Origin of the sequence: Acinetobacter sp. YH12227 (assembly GCF_013417785.1) — a bacterium.
Lineage (GTDB): Bacteria > Pseudomonadota > Gammaproteobacteria > Pseudomonadales > Moraxellaceae > Acinetobacter > Acinetobacter gandensis.
In genome coordinates this window covers 1-18,326 of sequence record NZ_VPDH01000068.1, presented here as the reverse complement: position 1 = coordinate 18,326, position 18,326 = coordinate 1, and the positions used below count along the sequence as shown (strand labels likewise).

At 40.4% G+C, this 18,326-nt stretch carries 18 protein-coding genes, 2 tRNA genes and 1 pseudogene; 10 read left to right on the top strand and 11 right to left on the bottom strand.

Annotation, left to right across the window (positions count from 1 at the left end):
- Positions 1–487 precede the first annotated feature (487 nt).
- Both FTV09_RS13845 and FTV09_RS13840 read left to right on the top strand, forming a co-directional pair.
- On the top strand, positions 488–1,786 hold the full coding sequence (locus tag FTV09_RS13845) for an FAD-dependent oxidoreductase (RefSeq protein WP_067761518.1): 1,299 nt from the start codon (positions 488–490) through the stop codon (positions 1,784–1,786).
- Between the two features lies 1 nt (position 1,787).
- Entirely contained in the window at positions 1,788–2,615 is an 828-nt protein-coding gene (locus FTV09_RS13840; protein WP_067761516.1) for a cyclopropane-fatty-acyl-phospholipid synthase family protein, read from the top strand.
- 55 nt (positions 2,616–2,670) lie between these two features.
- On the opposite strand, the gene FTV09_RS13835 is transcribed toward FTV09_RS13840, so the two are convergent.
- From FTV09_RS13835 to FTV09_RS13825, 3 genes are all read right to left on the bottom strand, one after another.
- Positions 2,671–2,746 (bottom strand) — tRNA-Thr (locus FTV09_RS13835).
- A gap of 212 nt (positions 2,747–2,958) precedes the next feature.
- Positions 2,959–3,186: a hypothetical protein gene (locus FTV09_RS13830; RefSeq protein ID WP_067761514.1), complete on the bottom strand. Its 228-nt coding sequence runs from the start codon at positions 3,184–3,186 to the stop codon at positions 2,959–2,961.
- A gap of 458 nt (positions 3,187–3,644) precedes the next feature.
- Positions 3,645–3,735 (bottom strand) — tRNA-Ser (locus FTV09_RS13825).
- A 122-nt stretch (positions 3,736–3,857) separates the two neighbouring features.
- Between FTV09_RS13825 and FTV09_RS13820 the strand changes: the two genes are divergently transcribed.
- Positions 3,858–5,738: a potassium transporter Kup gene (locus tag FTV09_RS13820; protein WP_067761512.1), complete on the top strand. Its 1,881-nt coding sequence runs from the start codon at positions 3,858–3,860 to the stop codon at positions 5,736–5,738.
- 158 nt (positions 5,739–5,896) lie between these two features.
- Here FTV09_RS13820 and FTV09_RS13815 read toward each other — a convergent pair whose 3' ends face one another.
- Positions 5,897–6,646: a hypothetical protein gene (locus FTV09_RS13815; protein ID WP_180058658.1), complete on the bottom strand. Its 750-nt coding sequence runs from the start codon at positions 6,644–6,646 to the stop codon at positions 5,897–5,899.
- Between the two features lie 264 nt (positions 6,647–6,910).
- Here FTV09_RS13815 and FTV09_RS13810 point away from each other — a divergent pair, with 264 nt between their 5' ends.
- Both FTV09_RS13810 and FTV09_RS13805 read left to right on the top strand, forming a co-directional pair.
- The gene (locus FTV09_RS13810) at positions 6,911–8,002 is read left to right on the top strand and encodes a DNA/RNA non-specific endonuclease (protein ID WP_180058657.1); all 1,092 of its coding nucleotides are present in this window, start codon (positions 6,911–6,913) and stop codon (positions 8,000–8,002) included.
- 158 nt (positions 8,003–8,160) lie between these two features.
- Complete coding sequence (locus FTV09_RS13805) at positions 8,161–8,409, top strand: hypothetical protein (protein ID WP_067761505.1); 249 nt, start codon at positions 8,161–8,163, stop codon at positions 8,407–8,409.
- A 100-nt stretch (positions 8,410–8,509) separates the two neighbouring features.
- Here FTV09_RS13805 and aqpZ read toward each other — a convergent pair.
- Positions 8,510–9,196, bottom strand: a pseudogene (aqpZ, locus tag FTV09_RS13800) (aquaporin Z).
- Positions 9,197–9,352: 156 nt separating this feature from the next.
- On the bottom strand, positions 9,353–10,366 hold the full coding sequence (locus FTV09_RS13795; protein WP_180058656.1) for an AraC family transcriptional regulator: 1,014 nt from the start codon (positions 10,364–10,366) through the stop codon (positions 9,353–9,355).
- Between the two features lie 111 nt (positions 10,367–10,477).
- Here FTV09_RS13795 and FTV09_RS13790 point away from each other — a divergent pair, with 111 nt between their 5' ends.
- Positions 10,478–11,107: a hypothetical protein gene (locus FTV09_RS13790; RefSeq protein ID WP_067761824.1), complete on the top strand. Its 630-nt coding sequence runs from the start codon at positions 10,478–10,480 to the stop codon at positions 11,105–11,107.
- Positions 11,108–11,363: 256 nt separating this feature from the next.
- Here the strand turns inward: FTV09_RS13790 and FTV09_RS13785 are convergent, their stop codons facing one another.
- Positions 11,364–11,822 (bottom strand): hypothetical protein, encoded by a 459-nt coding sequence (locus FTV09_RS13785; protein ID WP_067761501.1) that lies wholly within the window; start codon positions 11,820–11,822, stop codon positions 11,364–11,366.
- Between the two features lie 61 nt (positions 11,823–11,883).
- Positions 11,884–12,645 (bottom strand): imidazole glycerol phosphate synthase subunit HisF, encoded by a 762-nt coding sequence (gene hisF, locus FTV09_RS13780; RefSeq protein ID WP_353888168.1) that lies wholly within the window; start codon positions 12,643–12,645, stop codon positions 11,884–11,886.
- A gap of 110 nt (positions 12,646–12,755) precedes the next feature.
- On the opposite strand from hisF, the gene FTV09_RS13775 reads away from it, so the two are divergent.
- Genes FTV09_RS13775 through FTV09_RS13765 form a run of 3 tightly spaced genes read left to right on the top strand, consistent with a single transcriptional unit; the run spans position 12,756 to position 14,790 of the window.
- Positions 12,756–13,706 (top strand): homoserine kinase, encoded by a 951-nt coding sequence (locus FTV09_RS13775; protein ID WP_180058654.1) that lies wholly within the window; start codon positions 12,756–12,758, stop codon positions 13,704–13,706.
- 26 nt (positions 13,707–13,732) lie between these two features.
- Complete coding sequence (locus FTV09_RS13770; RefSeq protein WP_067761494.1) at positions 13,733–14,359, top strand: DUF1294 domain-containing protein; 627 nt, start codon at positions 13,733–13,735, stop codon at positions 14,357–14,359.
- Positions 14,360–14,397: 38 nt separating this feature from the next.
- The gene (locus FTV09_RS13765; RefSeq protein ID WP_067761492.1) at positions 14,398–14,790 is read left to right on the top strand and encodes a hypothetical protein; all 393 of its coding nucleotides are present in this window, start codon (positions 14,398–14,400) and stop codon (positions 14,788–14,790) included.
- A 70-nt stretch (positions 14,791–14,860) separates the two neighbouring features.
- Here the strand turns inward: FTV09_RS13765 and FTV09_RS13760 are convergent, their stop codons facing one another.
- Positions 14,861–15,742, bottom strand: a complete 882-nt coding sequence (locus tag FTV09_RS13760; RefSeq protein ID WP_180058653.1) for a DMT family transporter — start codon at positions 15,740–15,742, stop codon at positions 14,861–14,863.
- A 90-nt stretch (positions 15,743–15,832) separates the two neighbouring features.
- Between FTV09_RS13760 and FTV09_RS13755 the strand changes: the two genes are divergently transcribed.
- Entirely contained in the window at positions 15,833–16,381 is a 549-nt protein-coding gene (locus tag FTV09_RS13755; protein ID WP_180058652.1) for a helix-turn-helix domain-containing protein, read from the top strand.
- An 84-nt stretch (positions 16,382–16,465) separates the two neighbouring features.
- Here FTV09_RS13755 and hisA read toward each other — a convergent pair whose 3' ends face one another.
- Entirely contained in the window at positions 16,466–17,197 is a 732-nt protein-coding gene (gene hisA / locus FTV09_RS13750; protein ID WP_067761486.1) for a 1-(5-phosphoribosyl)-5-[(5-phosphoribosylamino)methylideneamino]imidazole-4-carboxamide isomerase, read from the bottom strand.
- A 189-nt stretch (positions 17,198–17,386) separates the two neighbouring features.
- Positions 17,387–18,151, bottom strand: coding sequence for a hypothetical protein (locus tag FTV09_RS13745; protein ID WP_180058651.1), 765 nt, complete (start codon positions 18,149–18,151; stop codon positions 17,387–17,389).
- Positions 18,152–18,326 lie beyond the last annotated feature (175 nt).

Below are 18,326 nucleotides of genomic sequence, written 5' to 3'. Positions count from 1 at the left end.
TTGCTATAGACCACATTTAAGTTTAAATATGAACACCCCGAATCAGACGTATGAGCAAACTAAAACCGAGCTAATTGCTTAACTCGGTTTGAAGTGGAATACTGTCAATCTATTTCAGGACAAGACACTGTATTGTTTCTTCTTGTCATGATTTTAAGATCATTTTATTTTTGTATATAGTGTGATGTATTTATCACTTTCTTGTGCTGCGCATCTTAGCGGTATCGAGGACTGAAGTAAACCAAAAGTTATAAAAATGGTTAATTTAATTGATTGGTTTTACAAGTTAATTAAAATTTATTAAAAAAATATTTTAAAAAACCGATGCTTAAATAGGTGCTTTTTAAGTGTAGTTATTTGTAATTATGCATCTGCTGTCTCAATATTTAAATTCATACAAAAAAAGCGAATCTGGTATTTTTTAATAGCTATTTTTTAGTGCTGATCAGTCATAATTTTATCGGTATTTTATAGATGGACAAGCAGATTGGATATTGCAATCATCGGTAGTGGCATGGCTGGGCTAGCTACCGCAAGAATTCTTAAAGATGCAGGGCATAACATTACAATTTTCGAAGCTCTGCCTGGTCGTGGTATGGACAGCCACAGCACTGAATTTGAAGGTGGGCTCATTGATGCTCCATTACGTGTGATGAATCCTCATTTATGGAAAAACACTCTGAGTTTGGCTGCACATTTGGGTATTCAGACCTTTCCTGTCCGGACTTATATGGCATGTAGTTGGTTATTTGAAGACCGTACAGAGACATGGCTCACCACCAGTCGTAGTCGTATTGGTAATTTCCCAATTATTAATAACCGTAAAGGTTTACAGCAGTATGGCTGGCGCTTGGTCAAAGGTATGTTACAGCTGAAAGCTGCGATTACACGCTTTTTCAAATCGAAAGAACAAGACATCACTTTGGCTGAATTTATAAATCAAAATGATATTGAAGAAGTATTTTGGCACGGTGCGGTGATGCCAGTGCTTTACACCATTTGTACCTGTAATCCAAAAACAATTGGTGAATGGCCAGCAAAACCGTTATTGATTTTCTTACGTCAATTAACTGATGGTGATGCTTTACTTCGTATTCAGGGTGGAACACCAGCACTGGTCGATAAACTGGTTGAGGGCATTGATATTCAAAGCGGTGCAGCAATTACCAAAGTTTGCCAGCAAAATGAGCAAGTATTGGTTGAAAATGCGTCGGGAGATCATCAAATCTTCGACCGTGTCGTTGTTGCAACGCCAACCACAAAAATTGAAGAATTTTTGGATGCAGCGCAATTTGCAGATGACATTGCTTTGTTAAAAAAATTTAAATTTGAACAAGGTGAATTGGTCATTCATACCGATCAGACGGTGATGCCGCCAAAACGTAAAGATTGGGCAGTACTCAGCTATATGATGGATCGTAAATTTACCCGTCAGCAATTTACAGTGTGGCTCAACTCGATTGAACCGAGTTTGGTTGGTAAAACACCTGTGTTCCAAACTTGGCGTCCCGTGACCGAGATTGATCCTAAAAAAATCATTTCTTCTGTAACGTTAACGCGTGCTGTGGTGGACTCACAAACGGTTGCATTGAACAAAGAATTGCAGCAACGCCATTTGGCAACAGATCGAAAAGTCTTTTTCTGCGGCTCTTGGTCATGTGATGGATTACCTATCTTAGAATCTGCGGTGACATCTGCGATGCATATTGCAGAAATCTTCGGTGCACCATTGCCGTTTGTGGGCTTAAAACCTAAAGTGGAGGTTGCCCCACAACTCGGTTATTAAAATGAAATGGCTTCAAGCAATTCAGCAAAAGCTTCCCCAACATAAATATGCGATTAATAGTCACTTACTTGGGGATGAAGCGGAGCTGGCTTGGAGCAATTTAGGCTACTGGGCGGATGCAACTTCCGCCTATCCGCACGCTTGTCAGCAACTGGCAAAACACCTCGCACAATCGATTCAACTTGATTCAAAAGACGCGCTGCTCGACCTAGGTTGTGGACAGGGAGCAAGTCTTATTTTTTGGCTAGAACATTTTCAAATTCAAAACTTATCCGCAGTAGAATTACAGTCCGCGTGCGTGGAAAAAATTAAAAAAAATTTAAATTCAAAAGTAAAAATACAGACAGAATCTTTTTTGAATTTAAAAAATATTTATTCCCAGCCATGTATGGATGCAGTGCTTTGCATTGATGCTGCATATCATAGCGATCTGAATTCATTGCTTTTATCTGTATTTAAGGTTTTGAATTCAAAAGGGCGCTTTGCGTTTCATTATTTAATGTTGTCTGATCCGTTTTTGAATTTAAATTCATTTCAAAAACTGAAATATCAAAGTTTGTTAAAAGCTGCTGATGTGAATTTAAAACATTTAAATTCAAAACAAAAATTGACAGCACAAATCCAACAATCTGGTTTTGAAGTGCTAAATATTGAAGATTTAAGTGCAGAGGTTTTGGCTGGATTTGCAGCTTATATTGAACAACAGGAAAATGCATCGACAGTAAGTTTGGATCAACTAAAGATTCAGATGACGGCAAAACTATGTAAAAAACTGTATGAGGATGGATTAGTACGTTATGTACAAATCAGTTTGAGCAAGCCTGAATAAGAAAATACAAGCTCTAGAAACATCAAAGCCTCACTTAAAAAGCGAGGCTAAGAAATGGTGCCGGCACACGGATTCGAACTGTGGACCTACTGATTACAAGTCAGTTGCTCTACCAACTGAGCTATGCCGGCGTTGTGGAATGCATTCTACAGATTTTTGAACTGCACGCAAGCCAAAAAATAATCAAATAGTTTTTTATTTACAGCTTTCTTTAGGAAAGCTAGGTGGTAGCCTTTCACAGTTTCGAAATTTAAAAGGGTGATCTGCGAATTTAAAAAAGCTGTTTTAATGAATTGCCCACGGTGAAGTGGGCATATAAAAGAATTATTAAAATAGAACAGTATTATTTCATTCTTAATATCTGATCTAAATCTTGCGCACATTCCTCAAGGGTATAGGCCATATCGAGTTGCATCTGGGGGCGAAGTTCATTGGCGAGTTTGCGCCATTGGTCTATCAGTCGCTGTGCTTTTTGAATTTTATGTTTGTTAATGTCTTTAGCAATGGTTGGGGTGTAGCCACCACGTTTGGCATTCTTGATCTGTTTAACATAGTTCTGGCTGTTATCCATGTTCTCTCCCGAATAGCAGTGATTTATGTGAAAAGTCTTTTTTATAAGTTTTGATGGATCAAGTTAAGGTTAAAGCAATAGCGTTTCATTTCGATGATGCATACAGGTTGGAGGAGTACTTAAGATTTTGTCTGATTGTCTCCCTTATTGTGTGATAATTTTGTTTTAACATGGACTTAAGTAATTGTCTTTAGGCTATAAAATTTCAATTTGTAAAAATATATGTCGCTTTTTAAATATAGTAGACGCGACATAACAATGTATTGAAATAGATAATGAAGAAAAATATTAAGCGTACGAAGGATAATTTAGACGGAATTTTTTTCAAAATAACTTCAGCTCAGAACATAATAATGAATTTTCAATCACAGCTTTCAAGAATACCTAGTCATAAAAAAAGGTTTAAATCATTCAGATTTAAACCTTTTTCGTACTACATTGGAATGTAGCTTAAATACTGGCGGTGAAAGAGGGATTCGAACCCTCGATACGCTATAAACGTATACACACTTTCCAGGCGTGCTCCTTCAGCCACTCGGACACTTCACCTTATGCGCGGTGGATAATAGCGAAAAAACATAATTCTGCCAAGAGAAACAATTGATTTAGAGAAAATCTCAACGACCGGTGCTATGATTCGCAAAAATACTGTCTAAATTGAAGACAACAATATGCAAAGTACTGCACAAAAGGCCGCACTGCCCGCCATTACCTTGGCAGCTTTGGGCGTAGTATTCGGTGACATTGGTACCAGTCCATTATATGCACTGCGTCAATGTTTCCTCACAGCACATTTAGCCATTAGCGAGGCTTCCGTGCTAGGCATTCTGTCCCTGATTTTCTGGTGCATTATGCTGACTATTAGTTTTAAATACGTCACCATTATCATGCGTGCAGATAACAATGGCGAAGGCGGTATCATGTCGCTGTTGGCCTTAAATCTGCGAACGACACGTATTGCTGAAAACAAAAAAATCTATTTGATTGCACTTGGCTTTATTGGGGCATCATTGTTTTTTGGTGACGGCATTATTACACCTGCTATTTCGGTTCTTTCTGCTATCGAAGGCTTAAGTATTGCAACGCCAATGTTCAATCAATGGTTACAACCTTTATCGATTGGTATTTTGGCGGGTCTGTTTCTTGTGCAGCGTCACGGTACAGGAACGATGGGTAAATTCTTTGGCCCATTAACCTTATTGTGGTTCTTATCAATTGGTGGCTTTGGTCTATGGAGTATTTCTCAAACGCCATTTGTCTTGACCATGATTAGTCCACATTGGGCAATTAATTTCATAGTACATCAGCCTTATGTGGCGTTCTTAACTATGGGCGCGGTGATTTTGACCATGACCGGTGGTGAGGCTATTTATGCTGATATGGGGCATTTTGGTCGTTTACCGATTCGATTGGCATGGTTCATTGTGGTGATGCCATGTTTGCTTTTGAACTATGCAGGTCAAGGCGCGCTTTTACTCCGTGATCCAGAAGCACTCGCCAATCCGTTTTATATGCTCATCCCTGAATGGGCGTTGTATCCGATGATTGCCTTAGCAACGGCAGCAGCGGTGATTGCATCACAGGCGGTGATTACTGGCGTATTTTCAATGGTCAATCAGGCGATTCAATTACGTTATTTACCACGCTTAACTGTACGTCACACGTCTGAAGTTGAACGTGGTCAGATTTATTTGCCTTTCATTAACTGGGCATTATTTATATCTGTACTGATTTTGATTTTGCTGTTTGAAAATAGTGCTAACTTAGCCAGTGCTTATGGTGTAGCTGTGACCATGACAATGTTATGCGGTACTATTTTGATATCGGTTTTGGCATATGGTTTATGGCGATGGCCGGTATGGAAAGTGGCTATTTTTGCAGTACCGTTTTTATTGATTGATTTGATCTTCGTAGCATCAACATCTTTAAAAATTGCAGCGGGTGGTTGGGTGCCAATCTTGATTGGTGCGGTATTGTTTACCATTTTAATGACTTGGAAAGATGGTCGTGAATTGGTCTTGAAACGCCTAGGTAAAGATGCATTACCAATCGATTTGTTCATTCGTAGTGTAAGCATGGGTGAAGAAACCAAGTTTGTTCCGGGTGATGCCGTATTCTTAACAGGTACGCCAGATATTGTGCCGCATGCCATGCTGCATAATATTAAGCACAACAAAGTGCTGCATGAACGCAACATTATGGTCACTGTAAATACCCGTGATGTTCCTTATGTGCCTGCAGCAGAACGCGTACAAACTGAAAAATTGGATGATCGCTTCTATCGCATTACCATGTATTACGGTTTTAAAGATCAACCTAATATTCCTGCAGCATTACAACACGCATACGAGGAATTGGGTTTTGAATTTGACTTGATGCAAATTAGCTTCTTTATTTCGCGTGATCGAATCATTCATACCTTGGGCGAGGGCATGGCACCTTGGCGTGAAAAATTATTTATATCTATGCAACGTAATACCAGTCCAGTCAGCGATTTCTACCAAATTCCAACCAACCGTGTGGTTGAGTTAGGCAGTCAAATCGAAATCTGATCTGTATTTAGATTTGAGTAATAAAAAAGCCAGGTTTTCCTGGCTTTTTTATTGGACTCATTCTGTTGCCTTTTCCTGGGAGGAGTATGCGAGCAAGGCAACAGAATGAATAGGGTAAATTGCTTAATGCAATATTTTTGAATGTGTTAAAGCAGATCTTAATTCACTGTTGAATCGATATCAGCAGATTCTGGTGCTGCTTGAATAGATTCATCTGCTTGTGGTGCTTCTGGTGAAGCTTGAATGGCATCATCGCTTACATCAGTTTGTGGTTGAGCTTGAATTGCACTCTCAGTAGTTGCTGCATTTGGTGCTTCAGGTGCAGCCATAAATGCATCTTGCTGTGCTTGAGGAGCTTCTGGTAACGCAGCAGATTCAACATCAGCATTTACTGGAGTATTTGCTGATGAGGCAATAATCGGTGTTGCATTCGCTTCAGTAGCAGCAGGTGCTGGTTGCTGTGCTAACTCAGGAGCCGCTTCATTGACTACAGCTTCAGCTTGTTGACTAGCGGTAATGGCAGCTTCTTGGTGAGCTACATCAGTTTGTGGTACAGCCGTTAAGTTCTGATCCTCTATAGGAAGACTATTTTGGGCGTCAGCTGTTGTTGGTTCTGCTTGAGCAGGTTCAACGGCAGTTGCATTCGGATCAATTTGGCTCGCTTGCGCTTGATCAGGGTTTAATGTTTGGTCAGCAGAGGATGCAGTCACGTCAGCAGCTTCAGCAAGTTTAATTTGACCACTTGCCACTAGCTCTTCAATAGAACCGGGTTGACCATTGACTGTCGTCACCACTTTCACTTTAGATAAGCTTTCTAAAGTATCGCCTGGTTGAATCGGTGGCTCTGCAAAAGCGGCGGCACTCATTAAACCTGAAATCAAACCTAAACCTAAAATCTTAGAATGCATAATCACTCCGTATATTTTTATCGCAATTTTTCGTATTTTTACCTTGTCATGTTTTTCTGTGTAAATTCAATCAAACATACGGAACTGTTTAACGACCTCTTATAAAGGCTTGTACAACTGCGACAAAACGTTACATCGACTGTTGCTTTGTTAAGCAATATTTGTTCAATTGTTAAGCAAATTAAAAAAGAAAAGTGTACTAAAATTCGTACCCTTGTTAAGCTGCGGAAAAATAGTCCTTTTTAGATGTAATTGTTGTAAACCATGGCAAAAAAGAAACGTAGTTCATCAAATCCCTTGTCTCAATTGTTTGGTCAGAACAGCATAAAAGTGCTGTTGGGGTTGGTGGCGACAGGAAGTTTCGCAATTGCCTTTGGACAAGAAAAAATACAACAATTGGTTTCGATGTCTTCATCATCGAATAGTGCTTGTTTGGATCAGTTTTATCGTGAAGTACCGCCATATTTAGTTCGTGACAGTTTACATAAAAACAGTTTTCCACTGTGTTTTAACGGCTTTAATGTCATGTATTCTGGTATTTCCAAAACGCCGCTTTGGGTCGCTGAATCACTGACACCTGTGCGCTTAAGCCAAAAAATTCCCCGTGAAGATAATTTCCATGAAGAGACTCGAGTCCCTTCAGAATACCGCGCGACACTTGCAGATTATAAAGCGACAGGCTATGACCGTGGGCATATGGCCCCGAATGCCGATATGCCAAACAAAGCGGCTCAATTAGATAGTTTTTCATTGGCAAATATGGTGCCACAAGCGCCAAAAAATAATCAGCAAGTATGGCGTGAATTGGAAGAAGCAACACGTGCATTGGTCACAAAACAGAAGCAAGATGTTTACGTTGTGACTGGGCCAGTTTATAGCGCGAAAAAACTGAAAACGATCGGTAAGGGTGTGATTGTTCCTACGGCAACCTACAAGGCCATATACTTGCCGAAAAAAGGTGTTGCTGGCGTGTATTATGCAGATAATACCCTTAGAGATACGGCTCCCACAGTCAAGATCATGAGTATCTGTGCCTTAGAGGAATTAACGGGTATTAATGTCTTCCCTGAATTGACTGAAGACCAAAAGCGCAATACCTATCGTTTGCCATTGAAAGCAACTCAAGTCAAACAGAACCAAGAGATTGCATATTTACATTGGGATGCTGAAAGTTCGTGTGCCGATGAAGTCAGTCCCGATAAAATAACAGCGCTGCAAAAAGAGTTTAAATCGAGTGGGGGCCGTATAACTTCAGACACGGGTAGTGATGCGTCCAATAACAACAGCAGCCAAGATGCAATTTTGAAACAGTTGATTGAAGAATTATTGCAATATCTGCTGCAAATTTTGAAATAAAGCGGTGTATTTTCTACCAGACTTTTTATGCTTCAGACTTGAATACAATGCCAAGTTAACGCTAAATTGGACATTCAAGTTTCTAAAACTGTGGGCTTAATCCGCTTTCATGGTACGCATATTTCAAGTGGCAACACGATAATAAGGACAACAATTAGATGTTTAAACCCTATGAAAATGGCAGTGAATCCCATTCGATTCATGATTTAACCTTAGAAAATGGTGAAGACCGGATTAACCTCTACGGTAATTTACAACTCACCAAGGATCAGGCCGGTTTGCAAGCGGCCAAAGCCTTACAACAGTTTATTAATCAAGTGGTATCAGCTCTTGAAGCACAGACAGACTTGCCTGAAAAAATACAGCAAGGCGAAAATGACAATGAAGTGGAAAATCCATTTTTATAAGTCAGAGATTTAAATAGATTGAATTCCTAATTGAAAAAAAAGCTCACTGAAAGTGAGCGTTTTTGATGTGTCGTGACATTATAAAAAGTGTAAATTTACTTTAAGACTCTTTGGCCATCACTTTATAAATGACCGCACCAATCACAGCACCCACAATTGGTGCAACCCAGAATAACCAAACCTGAGACAGTGCAGCAGTTTCTGCAAAGAATGCAACGCCCATACTACGTGCAGGGTTCACAGAGGTGTTAGTCACAGGAATACTGATTAAGTGAATGAGGGTAAGTGCAAGACCAATCGCGATTGGTGCAAAGCCTGTAGGCGCTCGCTTATCTGTTGCACCCATAATGACAATCAAGAACATGGCAGTCAGTACAATTTCAATCACCAAGGCAGACATCATTGAATATTTACCTGGAGATAATTCACCGAAGCCATTGCTTGCGAAGCCACCAACGCCTGTGAAGCCTGCTTGGCCTTGTACAATAATGTATAGAATAAATGCCGCTAAGGTAGCACCAATTAATTGAGAAATAATGTAGGGTGCAAGCTCTTTTGCTTCGAAGCGACCACCCGCTCAAAGGCCGATACTGACTGCAGGGTTAAAGTGTCCACCTGAGATATGACCGAGTGTATAAGCACCTGTAAGCACGGTCAAACCGAAGGCAAGGGATACACCTGCAAAGCCGATGCCCAGTTCTGGGAATGCAGCCGCGAGTACCGTACTACCACAACCACCAAACACTAACCAAAATGTACCGATTAATTCGGCTAAATATTTATTCATTGCTGACTCCAATTGTTTTTGTCATTTATCTTTGTTTCGTTCTCATGTTTTTAAAAACATAAAAAGCTGCTGCAGCTGTTTCTAACGCAACGTAATGCGCATAGGTTTAACGGATTTTTAGCTAAATCTCAATGAAAAAATGATAACTGTGTCACATTATTGTATGTGCGGTCTAGTCTGCTGCTGTCGCCATTGCTGTGGTGTTTGGCTTCGCCATTGTTTAAATGCACGTTGAAATGCGCTTTGTTCTGAATAGCCGAGTAGTAGCGCAATTTCTTGTAAGCTTAAATGTGGGTCACGCAGAAACTCTTCTGCCATCATGCAGCGAACTTCTTGCATACGTTGTTGATAGGTGGTGCCTTGTTGTTGTAAATGGCGTTGTAATTGACGTACAGATAAATTCAGTTGTAGTGCAATATGTTCAATTTGAAATAAGTTTTTTTGTAAGCCCATTAATATGGCTTGCTGCAAACGTTGGTCAATTTGCGTGGTATTCGGCAGTTTTTCTAACAGCGATTGAGCTTGTTGCATCAGCAACTTTTGTAAGGTCTGATCGCCTTGAGCAAAGGGGCGAGAAAGCTCTTGAATCGGTAAAATGACTTTGGACTTTTCTTGGGAAAAGCGAACCTTGCAGCGAAAATATTGTTCATATTGTGCGACATTTTTAGGTGCAGGATTATGAAAATGAACTTCATGCAAACAAATGTCTTCAAAGCTCATGAAGTGTTTTAAAAATTGCAGCATGAGCGCAATAGCGACTTCGTCGGTTAATTGATTGGCCATATTTAAAGGCAGATCATTCCAACCAATAGAGAAATAATCATTTTGAACCTCGACCTGCAAAGGGCTACCATCAAAAATCAAACGGTGAAAATCGTGATAGCGCAACATGGCTTCGCCGAGATTTTCACATGACAAGGCAATGTAGGCAATAATGCCAATATGTTTGGGTTGAACCAGTTCGGCAATCTCTAAACCCAATGCAGGCTTATTTAATTGCTGATCTAATTCCATTAATAAATCACGCCATACTACATATTCAAAACGTTCTAAGTTTTGGATATTTTTTAATTTTTCAGTAATGGCAATGCCATTGGCTTGATGGTAAGCATAGAGTAAATGCCCAAGCCCACCATAGACCGAGCCGGTGTAGTCCTTTAGCTGTTGCATGTTTTTCTAATTCTAAATTTTGTCGTGTTTTGTCAATAATATTGAAAAAAATGGTCAATATCTAGACTTTTTCATTGCCTATAGTCAAAAGAAGACGAGGAGATGAAAGCCATGTGGAAAGGATTTATTGCAGGATTAGTGGTTGCCAATGCCTTTGAGTGGGTTGCGCATAAATATGTATTACATGGTACCCATCGTGCGGGACAACCACGCTATAGTCCCGTACCCAACAGTATGAAATCCCACTGGGAACATCATCGTGAAGTGCGTAAGACCGATTTTGAAGACTATGGTTATGTAGAAGGGATCAGTAATTGGCGAACCAAAAATGAAATATTGTCCTTGGTCGCTGTTGCAGGTGTATTTGTACCTTTATTTTATCCTGTTTCAAAAGGGATGAGTTTGTCTGTTCTGTATTGTGCAGGCAATTATTACTATATTCATCGCCGCGCACATTTGGAACCTGAATGGGCGAAACGCAAAATACCGTGGCATTATGATCATCATATGAACTCAAATCAGGATGCTAATTGGTGTGTGACTAAGCCTTGGTTTGATTACATTTTAGGGACGCGAGTAATTTCATCAGCTGACTTAAAAGAACAGAACCCTTCGGGCATTGCTTTACCTACAATACTTGCTCAACCTTTAAATAAAGTGGTTGAGCGTATTTTCCCTGCAAAGTGGGTAGAAGCAAAACAGGTCAAAACTGTGACTGCAGTAAAAGTTGAAACGGTTTGAATCATTTCTAGTATTGTTTAAAAAATCGTGAAATTGATTAGCACTCATGTGCTGTACTGTCGTGATTTGTCAATAAAATATGAATCTATTGTCAATCTTTACTAGACAAAGTTGCTTATATTTGAAGTATCAGAAGGCGAGACACGACTGGCCGGATGATGTTGCTATGTATATTTTTTAGTTGTTTAAGTACCGAACCAAGTGCTGTAGTTTTTCTTGGTTTATAGGGAGTCCTTGAGGCTCCTTTTTTTTATGATTAATTTGGGGAAGGGTGTAATTCTGTGAGTATTAAGCGTCCATTCCAATCATGAATGTCGCTTGCATAACGAAAACAATAAGAATGACCCGATTGTAAATATTGCAACTGCGGAATGTGTTGGAAGGCGATCGGATCACCATTAAATTCTAAAAATTCAGAATGTGCTGTTTTGAATTGAAATGCTGTTTCAGATTGCTGTTTGCGACTAATATTGAATTGAATTTGTCGAACAAATACAGCGCATGTAGTTGTTTGTTGAGGTGTATCTAATGCTTTTTGATAGTTTGACTCAAGATATTGATCTAAGCCAAATAAATACATATACATAAAACCGCAGATCATCAGCAAGATGATCATAGATTGCGTGTTTTGGCTTATTTTAAGTCCATAAGCAACTAGGCCAAACAACAGCAAGCTACCTAAGCCCGCAAGAAATAGTGCAGTGTCTAAGTACATGATGAATCAAAAAAAGAGCGTATAGACGCTCTTTTTTACACAGATTTAAAGCAAGGGTTAATTAAAGACGCATTTCAATCCCTTGTTCTGAAAGGTATTTCTTAGCTTCTGGAATGGTGTGTTGACCAAAGTGGAAGATTGAAGCAGCCAGAACCGCATCTGCCCCACCTTTTAAAATACCATCGGCCAAATGTTGTAGATTACCGACACCACCAGAAGCAATGGTTGGAATGGTGACACGGTCATTGATGTTACGCATCAGTTCAAGGTCATAACCCGCTTTGGTGCCATCTGCGTCCATTGAGGTTACTAATAATTCACCCGCACCGAAGTCAGCCATTTTTACAGCCCACTCAATAGCATCAATACCTGTTTCTTTACGGCCACCATGGGTAAAGATTTCCCATTTATTTTCGCCCGTTTTCTTGGCATCAATGGCAACCACAATACACTGTGCACCAAAACGTTGAGATGCTTCTTGTACGAATTCTGGGTTATAAATAGCGGCAGAGTTAATGCTGACTTTGTCCGCGCCAGCGTTTAGCAATAAACGGATATCTTCAACTTTACGGACACCGCCACCGACAGTCAGTGGAACGAACACAGATTCCGCCATACGCTCAACCGTACGGTAAGTGGTATCACGGCCATTTGAAGTAGCAGTAATGTCTAAGAAGGTGATTTCATCTGCACCTTGTTCATTATATCGACGAGCAACTTCTACTGGATCGCCTGCATCACGAATATCAAGAAATTGAACACCTTTCACTACACGACCGTTGTCTACGTCGAGGCAAGGAATAATACGTTTAGCAAGCATAATTTTTTCCAAAAATAACAGCCGATTATGAAACTTCGCGACTTAGATGCTACACCTTAGTAGTCGGAGCGGTTATTCTATCAAAAATATGTAAGTTTTTTCGCAGGTTTTCTATGTCGGTTTATACCACTTTGACTTTAAAGGAAGTTCAGGATTTTGCAGCGCCTTATCAATTGGAGGTGATTGACCTGATTCCGATTCAAGGGGGTATTCAAAATACCAACTATTTTATTGTCTGTAAAAATGGCAGTCAGTATGTTTTAACCGTGTTTGAAGAAATGGATGAGCAGGGTGCAGGCGAGTTGGTGCCGGTACTTGAGCACTTGGGGCAAGCCGGTTTAGCCGTACCTGTGCCATTGGGTCATTCAGGTAAAGCGATTCATAGCTTAAAAGATAAACCGGCACAGATTGCGCCGCGTATGCAGGGTCAACACCCGATGCCAGCAACGTTGGCACAAGCTGAAGCGATTGCAGTTGCACAAGCGAAAATGCATGTGGCATTACAAGACTTTCCTTTAGAACGTGCTGAATATCGGGATCATGCCTATTGGTTACAGGTATCACGAGATATTCGTCCAAGCTTGAACGACGCCGATACCATGTTGTTGAATAATCTTTTAGGTTTGTATGATGTGCTCACAGCCATGTATCCAAACCGTCCGAAAGGTTTTATCCATTCTGACTTGTTCCGTGACAACACTTTATTTGACGGTGATCAACTCAACGGTATTTTAGACTTTTACGAACTAAACAAAGATGAGTTGCTGTTTGATATTGCCATTACCTTAAATGACTTCTGTACTGAATATCCAGATGTACATTTGAATGAAGAAAAAGCCATTGCCTTTTTAAATGCCTATGAAACAGTGCGTCCATTAACAGCAGATGAAAAGTCATGTCTTGAGTTATATCTGGCGATGGCCGCAGGCCGTTTCTGGATGATGCGTTTACAAGTGGCACAGAAAAATGCAGCGCAAGGGCGTACTGGAAATGATATTTTGCAGAAAAACCCAGATGAAATGCGTAATATGTTGATTGAACGACTAAAATTTGTAACTGCTTAAACTTAAAAATAACGTGAGGGAAAAGTATGCGTGATCAGGGGCGCTTAGTAGAGTGGTTTGATGATAAAGGCTATGGTTTTATTCAACCCAACGACAGCACCAAAGATCGCGTATTTTTGCATATCAAAGACTTTTCCCGTCCAGGGCCACGTCCTATTGTGGGCTGTGCCTTGGACTACGTGGTGATTTTAGATGAGCGTGGACGCTTTCGTGCACAGCAAGTGCATTATTTAAAGGCATCACAAACACAGCCAAGTCGACGTCCGCAGAAAAAAAATATCGTCAACATGCCGCGTAAAGCTGCGCCGATGCAAATTGTCTGTGTTATCTATATTTTGGCACTGGCTGGCTTATGTGTTGCAGGTGTGCTCAGTGGCATGGTGCTGTTATTCATCAGTATTATGAATGCGCTTAGTTACTGGTTTTATGCGCAAGACAAAGAGGCTGCACAGTTGGGGAACCGACGCGTTCCAGAAAATACCTTACACATCCTTTCATTTTTAGGTGGCTGGCCTGCGGCCTGGTTGGCGCAGCAACGTTTGCGACATAAAACACAAAAACAACCGTTTCGTAAAATTTATTTCTGTACCATAGTCTTTAACATATTACTGATTTTATGGCTGATTTCACCTTTTAACTTGCTACATATTTAAGGTGAAATGGACTTAAAAATAAAATGACGGGGAGTCAAATGAACTATTCCATTGATAAAGATCCAAACCGCCTATTAACTATTATTTTGTACATTCTTTATATTGTTGCGATTTTTTCTGCTGGGCTATTGGCTATTTTGGCATTGATTATTAACTATGTGAAACGTAGTGATGTCCGTGGTTCAATTTTTGAAAGTCATTTTACTTGGCAAATTCGTACGTTTTGGTGGTATCTGATTTGGAACATTATTGCTTTTGTACCATTTATTTTCCTATTCTTTACCGGCAATAATGCCAACGCCTTTGCTGGTGTTGCTTTAGGAGCGAGTACATTCTGTGTTGCGGTGATTGGCTTGTCATGGATTTGGATTGTCTACCGTGCCATTAAAGGTTTAATTCGTGTGAATGATAACCGTCCAATGTATGATTAAAAAATTTCGGTATATTCAAAAAAAGCGGCTGATGGGCCGCTTTTTTCATTTTAAAGGTGAGCGATTTGAGCTACTTACGCTTTAACCACTTAGGTCGCCATTCACTAACTATCACGCCGAACACTACAAACAAGCCACCAAGTAAAGCCAAAGGTGTTAAGCGTTCACCGGCAATCCGTCCAATCATGGCAGCCCAAACGGGTTCACCGGCATAAATAATCGCAGCTTGAGCAGGGTCAACTATGCGCTGCGCCCAGTTCATGACCAATTGAATAACTGCACTCGCTAGTCCTAAAGCACATAAAGCCGCGATTAACTTCCATTCAAAAACGGGTAATGTGGTTTCACCAATCATCGGGGCAAAGCAAAAACAAAATAGAGAGGCAAATGCCAATTGCAAGACGGTTACGCGGCGTAGGTTCACACGATTTGCAAAGTAACTGATTAAGATAATTTCAAATGCAATCGCAATCGAGCCGAATAGGGTAATCAGTTGGCCAAAACTTAAATGGAGTGCGCCAAAGCCGTTCCCCGTTAAAAATACCAAACCGATGAAAGCACAGCTAGCACCTAACCACGTCATTAAATGTGGGGTGTTTTTAAAACAAAGCCACATAAAAAATGGCACTAAAGGGACATATAGCGCGGTTAAAAAAGCCGATTCACTACTGCTAATCGTCTGTAAACCTACAGTTTGTGTGGCATAGCCGATGGCAATAACAGCACCAATGCTCGCTCCAGCAATCAAATCCTGTTTAGAAAAATACTTCAAATATTTTAAGGAAAGCAGACTTACCGCAATCGTGGCAGCAGCAAATCGCAGCCCGACAAACAAGACTGGGCTACTAAAACTTAAGCCATATTGAACCGTAATAAAGCTCGCACCCCATATGACAGTAATTAAAATGAGCGCAATTTTTGGTGCTTTCTGTGAGAGCGTGGCGGGAAACATATTGAAAAGCTGATAAAAATTTAAGTCACATATTGTCTTATTTTCATTAAATGTGCAATATATTGCACAATACTCACAAGGATTGATCCTATGACCAATTCAGCGTATGTGCTAAAGCATGTTGCATCTAATTTAAAACATTACCGAGATGCTAAGAATTTTACGCAACAACAATTGGCTGATTTGTCCGGCGTGAGCCGACGTACCATCGCAGGTTTAGAGTCGGGTCAGGACAATATTAGTTTGGCGAAGTTGGGTTGGCTGGCAGATGCGTTAGAAGTCAGTTTTGTGGACTTGGTTCGTGCTGCCGCACAACCTGCTGAAAGGATTCATGAGCAACTTTGGCAAGGGCAAACCAGTCAGAGTTATGCCAAAATTTTATCGAGCTGTCAGGCTAAACAGCATGTAGAAATGTGGGAATGGTCTTTAGCACCCAATGAAATTTATTGTGCTGAACCTGATCCGGCTGGTTGGCATGAAATGATCTTTGTGATTGAAGGTCAATTAACCTTGGATCTCAATAATCAACCTGTCACATTCAGTGCAGGTCAAAGTCACGTCTATGCCAGTGATGTGAATTATCGTTATATCAATTCAGGTTCGACCGTCGTACGTTTTATGCGAAATTGTGTGAATTAAGCCTAAGCCATTCAAATCGAGTATAAAGTTAAATTATTGGCATAAAAAAGAGGTCAAAAGACCTCTTTTTTACATAAGCAATGCTTAGAACGCTTGGTCATCCCACAAAGCTTGCGCTTCACGTAGGTTTAATGTGCCTTCATAAATTGCACGACCTGTAATCGCCCCTAAAATACCCGGTTGGCCTTTTAAATTGCGGACATCATCAAGGTTAGTTACGCCACCTGATGCAATCACAGGTAAACCTGAATATGTAGCCAAATTCACAGTTTGTTCAATGTTCACACCTTGCATCATGCCATCACGTGCAATATCGGTATAAACGATGCTTGAAACGCCAGCATCGGCAAAACGTTTTGCAAGATCAGTTGCTTTCACATCTGTCACATTTGCCCAACCATCCGTTGCAACCATGCCATTCATGGCATCGATACCAACAATGATATGACCGGCAAATTTCTTACATGCTTCTTCGACAAACTCAGGTTCTTTTACTGCTTTTGTACCAATGATGACAAATGATACGCCAGCATCTAAGTAATGTTCGATGGTTTCGAGTGAGCGGATACCACCACCAATTTGAATTGGCAGTTCAGGCTGAGCTTTCGCAATGGCTTCAACTACAGGTTTATGAATTGGTGTACCAGCGAAAGCACCGTTTAAGTCAACCAAATGTAAGCGACGCGCGCCTTCATTTACCCAATGCTGTGCAGTTGCCACTGGATCGTCAGAAAATACGGTATCGTCTTCCATACGACCTTGCTTTAAACGGACACATTTGCCATCTTTCAGGTCAATTGCAGGGATGATCAGCATGCTTTCGCTCCTTGCTCAATCAAAATAAGAATGAATTTGTGCTTAATCTTATCAAATAAACGCTGATTCACTAAAGGCTAATATCAGAATTGCACAATTAAAAAAGCCTGAACGATGTCAGGCGGATGGAAAGTTATTCTTTGATTTTATTTTTATTCACGCAAAAGGCGCATATTTCTTTCTGATCGGTTAGGTGTAGCTTGTGGTTTGCAACAAATCTGTATTGAGCGATTGAAGTAGTGAACCGACGTCATATAAGGCATGATTGAGAGCAGTGGAGGTTTCGCCTACAACATTGACAATGTCACCGACTACTGGAAGTTCAGATGCAACTGAGGTAATGGGTGCAAGGTCGTCAAGTAAAGCATCTACGGTACCTGATACATCGTGTACGACGCCACCAACACTGCCTAAAGGATCACTTAATACCCCTGTTAATAATTCAGTGGGATCAATACTGGCAACATAATCGCCTGTCTCCGCCAATAAGCCAGTCAAATTGTCTGTGGTTTCGCCGACAGCATTCAATATTCCTCCTAATACTGGAACGTCAGCAAGACTGTCTGTGATTGGTGCTGCAACACCAGCAATATGATCTACTAAGCCCGCGACTTCTGTTACTGTTTGTCCAACAAGGTCAGTGACACCATTAAGCGTTGTTTGTACGCCTCCAATTAAGTCACCCGTTGCCAATTGATCTGCTACAGCATGCAGGCCATCACCGAGTGTGCTCACTAAATTGTTTTCAATAGTTAAGACTTTTTCAATGCTGCTACCAATAATTGGCAGTTCAATCAGTGCTTCAGTTATAGGCGCTGTTAAGTGGCTGACCGTGTCTAAAACGGTATCTACAGTATCCAAGACTGTATTTAAAACTAAACTGACAGCTTTGCTAATGCCTTGTAAAGCCAGGCTTAATACACCGCTAATTTTTCCTGTAAATAAGTTCAGCATGTGATGGTTCTCCAAGTCTTTAAAATAAAATGTTGTTATGTATTTGGCCTCTGTACACGACAAATTTCATAGGATCCTTGTCCTATCAGGCTTTTTCTTTCTTAAAATTGCTAGCACTTTCTTAAATTCTTCTTTTTTTCCAAAACCAATCAAACGTAGAATAGCCATTTGAACA

Coding starts and splice junctions, on each gene's coding strand:
- FTV09_RS13840 (WP_067761516.1), top strand. CDS start 1,788: ATGAAATGGCTTCAAGCAATTCAGCAAAAGCTTCCCCAACATAAATAT.
- FTV09_RS13830 (WP_067761514.1), bottom strand. CDS start 3,186: ATGGATAACAGCCAGAACTATGTTAAACAGATCAAGAATGCCAAACGT.
- FTV09_RS13820 (WP_067761512.1), top strand. CDS start 3,858: ATGCAAAGTACTGCACAAAAGGCCGCACTGCCCGCCATTACCTTGGCA.
- FTV09_RS13815 (WP_180058658.1), bottom strand. CDS start 6,646: ATGCATTCTAAGATTTTAGGTTTAGGTTTGATTTCAGGTTTAATGAGT.
- FTV09_RS13810 (WP_180058657.1), top strand. CDS start 6,911: ATGGCAAAAAAGAAACGTAGTTCATCAAATCCCTTGTCTCAATTGTTT.
- FTV09_RS13805 (WP_067761505.1), top strand. CDS start 8,161: ATGTTTAAACCCTATGAAAATGGCAGTGAATCCCATTCGATTCATGAT.
- FTV09_RS13795 (WP_180058656.1), bottom strand. CDS start 10,366: ATGCAACAGCTAAAGGACTACACCGGCTCGGTCTATGGTGGGCTTGGG.
- FTV09_RS13790 (WP_067761824.1), top strand. CDS start 10,478: ATGTGGAAAGGATTTATTGCAGGATTAGTGGTTGCCAATGCCTTTGAG.
- FTV09_RS13785 (WP_067761501.1), bottom strand. CDS start 11,822: ATGTACTTAGACACTGCACTATTTCTTGCGGGCTTAGGTAGCTTGCTG.
- FTV09_RS13775 (WP_180058654.1), top strand. CDS start 12,756: ATGTCGGTTTATACCACTTTGACTTTAAAGGAAGTTCAGGATTTTGCA.
- FTV09_RS13770 (WP_067761494.1), top strand. CDS start 13,733: ATGCGTGATCAGGGGCGCTTAGTAGAGTGGTTTGATGATAAAGGCTAT.
- FTV09_RS13765 (WP_067761492.1), top strand. CDS start 14,398: ATGAACTATTCCATTGATAAAGATCCAAACCGCCTATTAACTATTATT.
- FTV09_RS13760 (WP_180058653.1), bottom strand. CDS start 15,742: ATGTTTCCCGCCACGCTCTCACAGAAAGCACCAAAAATTGCGCTCATT.
- FTV09_RS13755 (WP_180058652.1), top strand. CDS start 15,833: ATGACCAATTCAGCGTATGTGCTAAAGCATGTTGCATCTAATTTAAAA.
- hisA (WP_067761486.1), bottom strand. CDS start 17,197: ATGCTGATCATCCCTGCAATTGACCTGAAAGATGGCAAATGTGTCCGT.
- FTV09_RS13745 (WP_180058651.1), bottom strand. CDS start 18,151: ATGCTGAACTTATTTACAGGAAAAATTAGCGGTGTATTAAGCCTGGCT.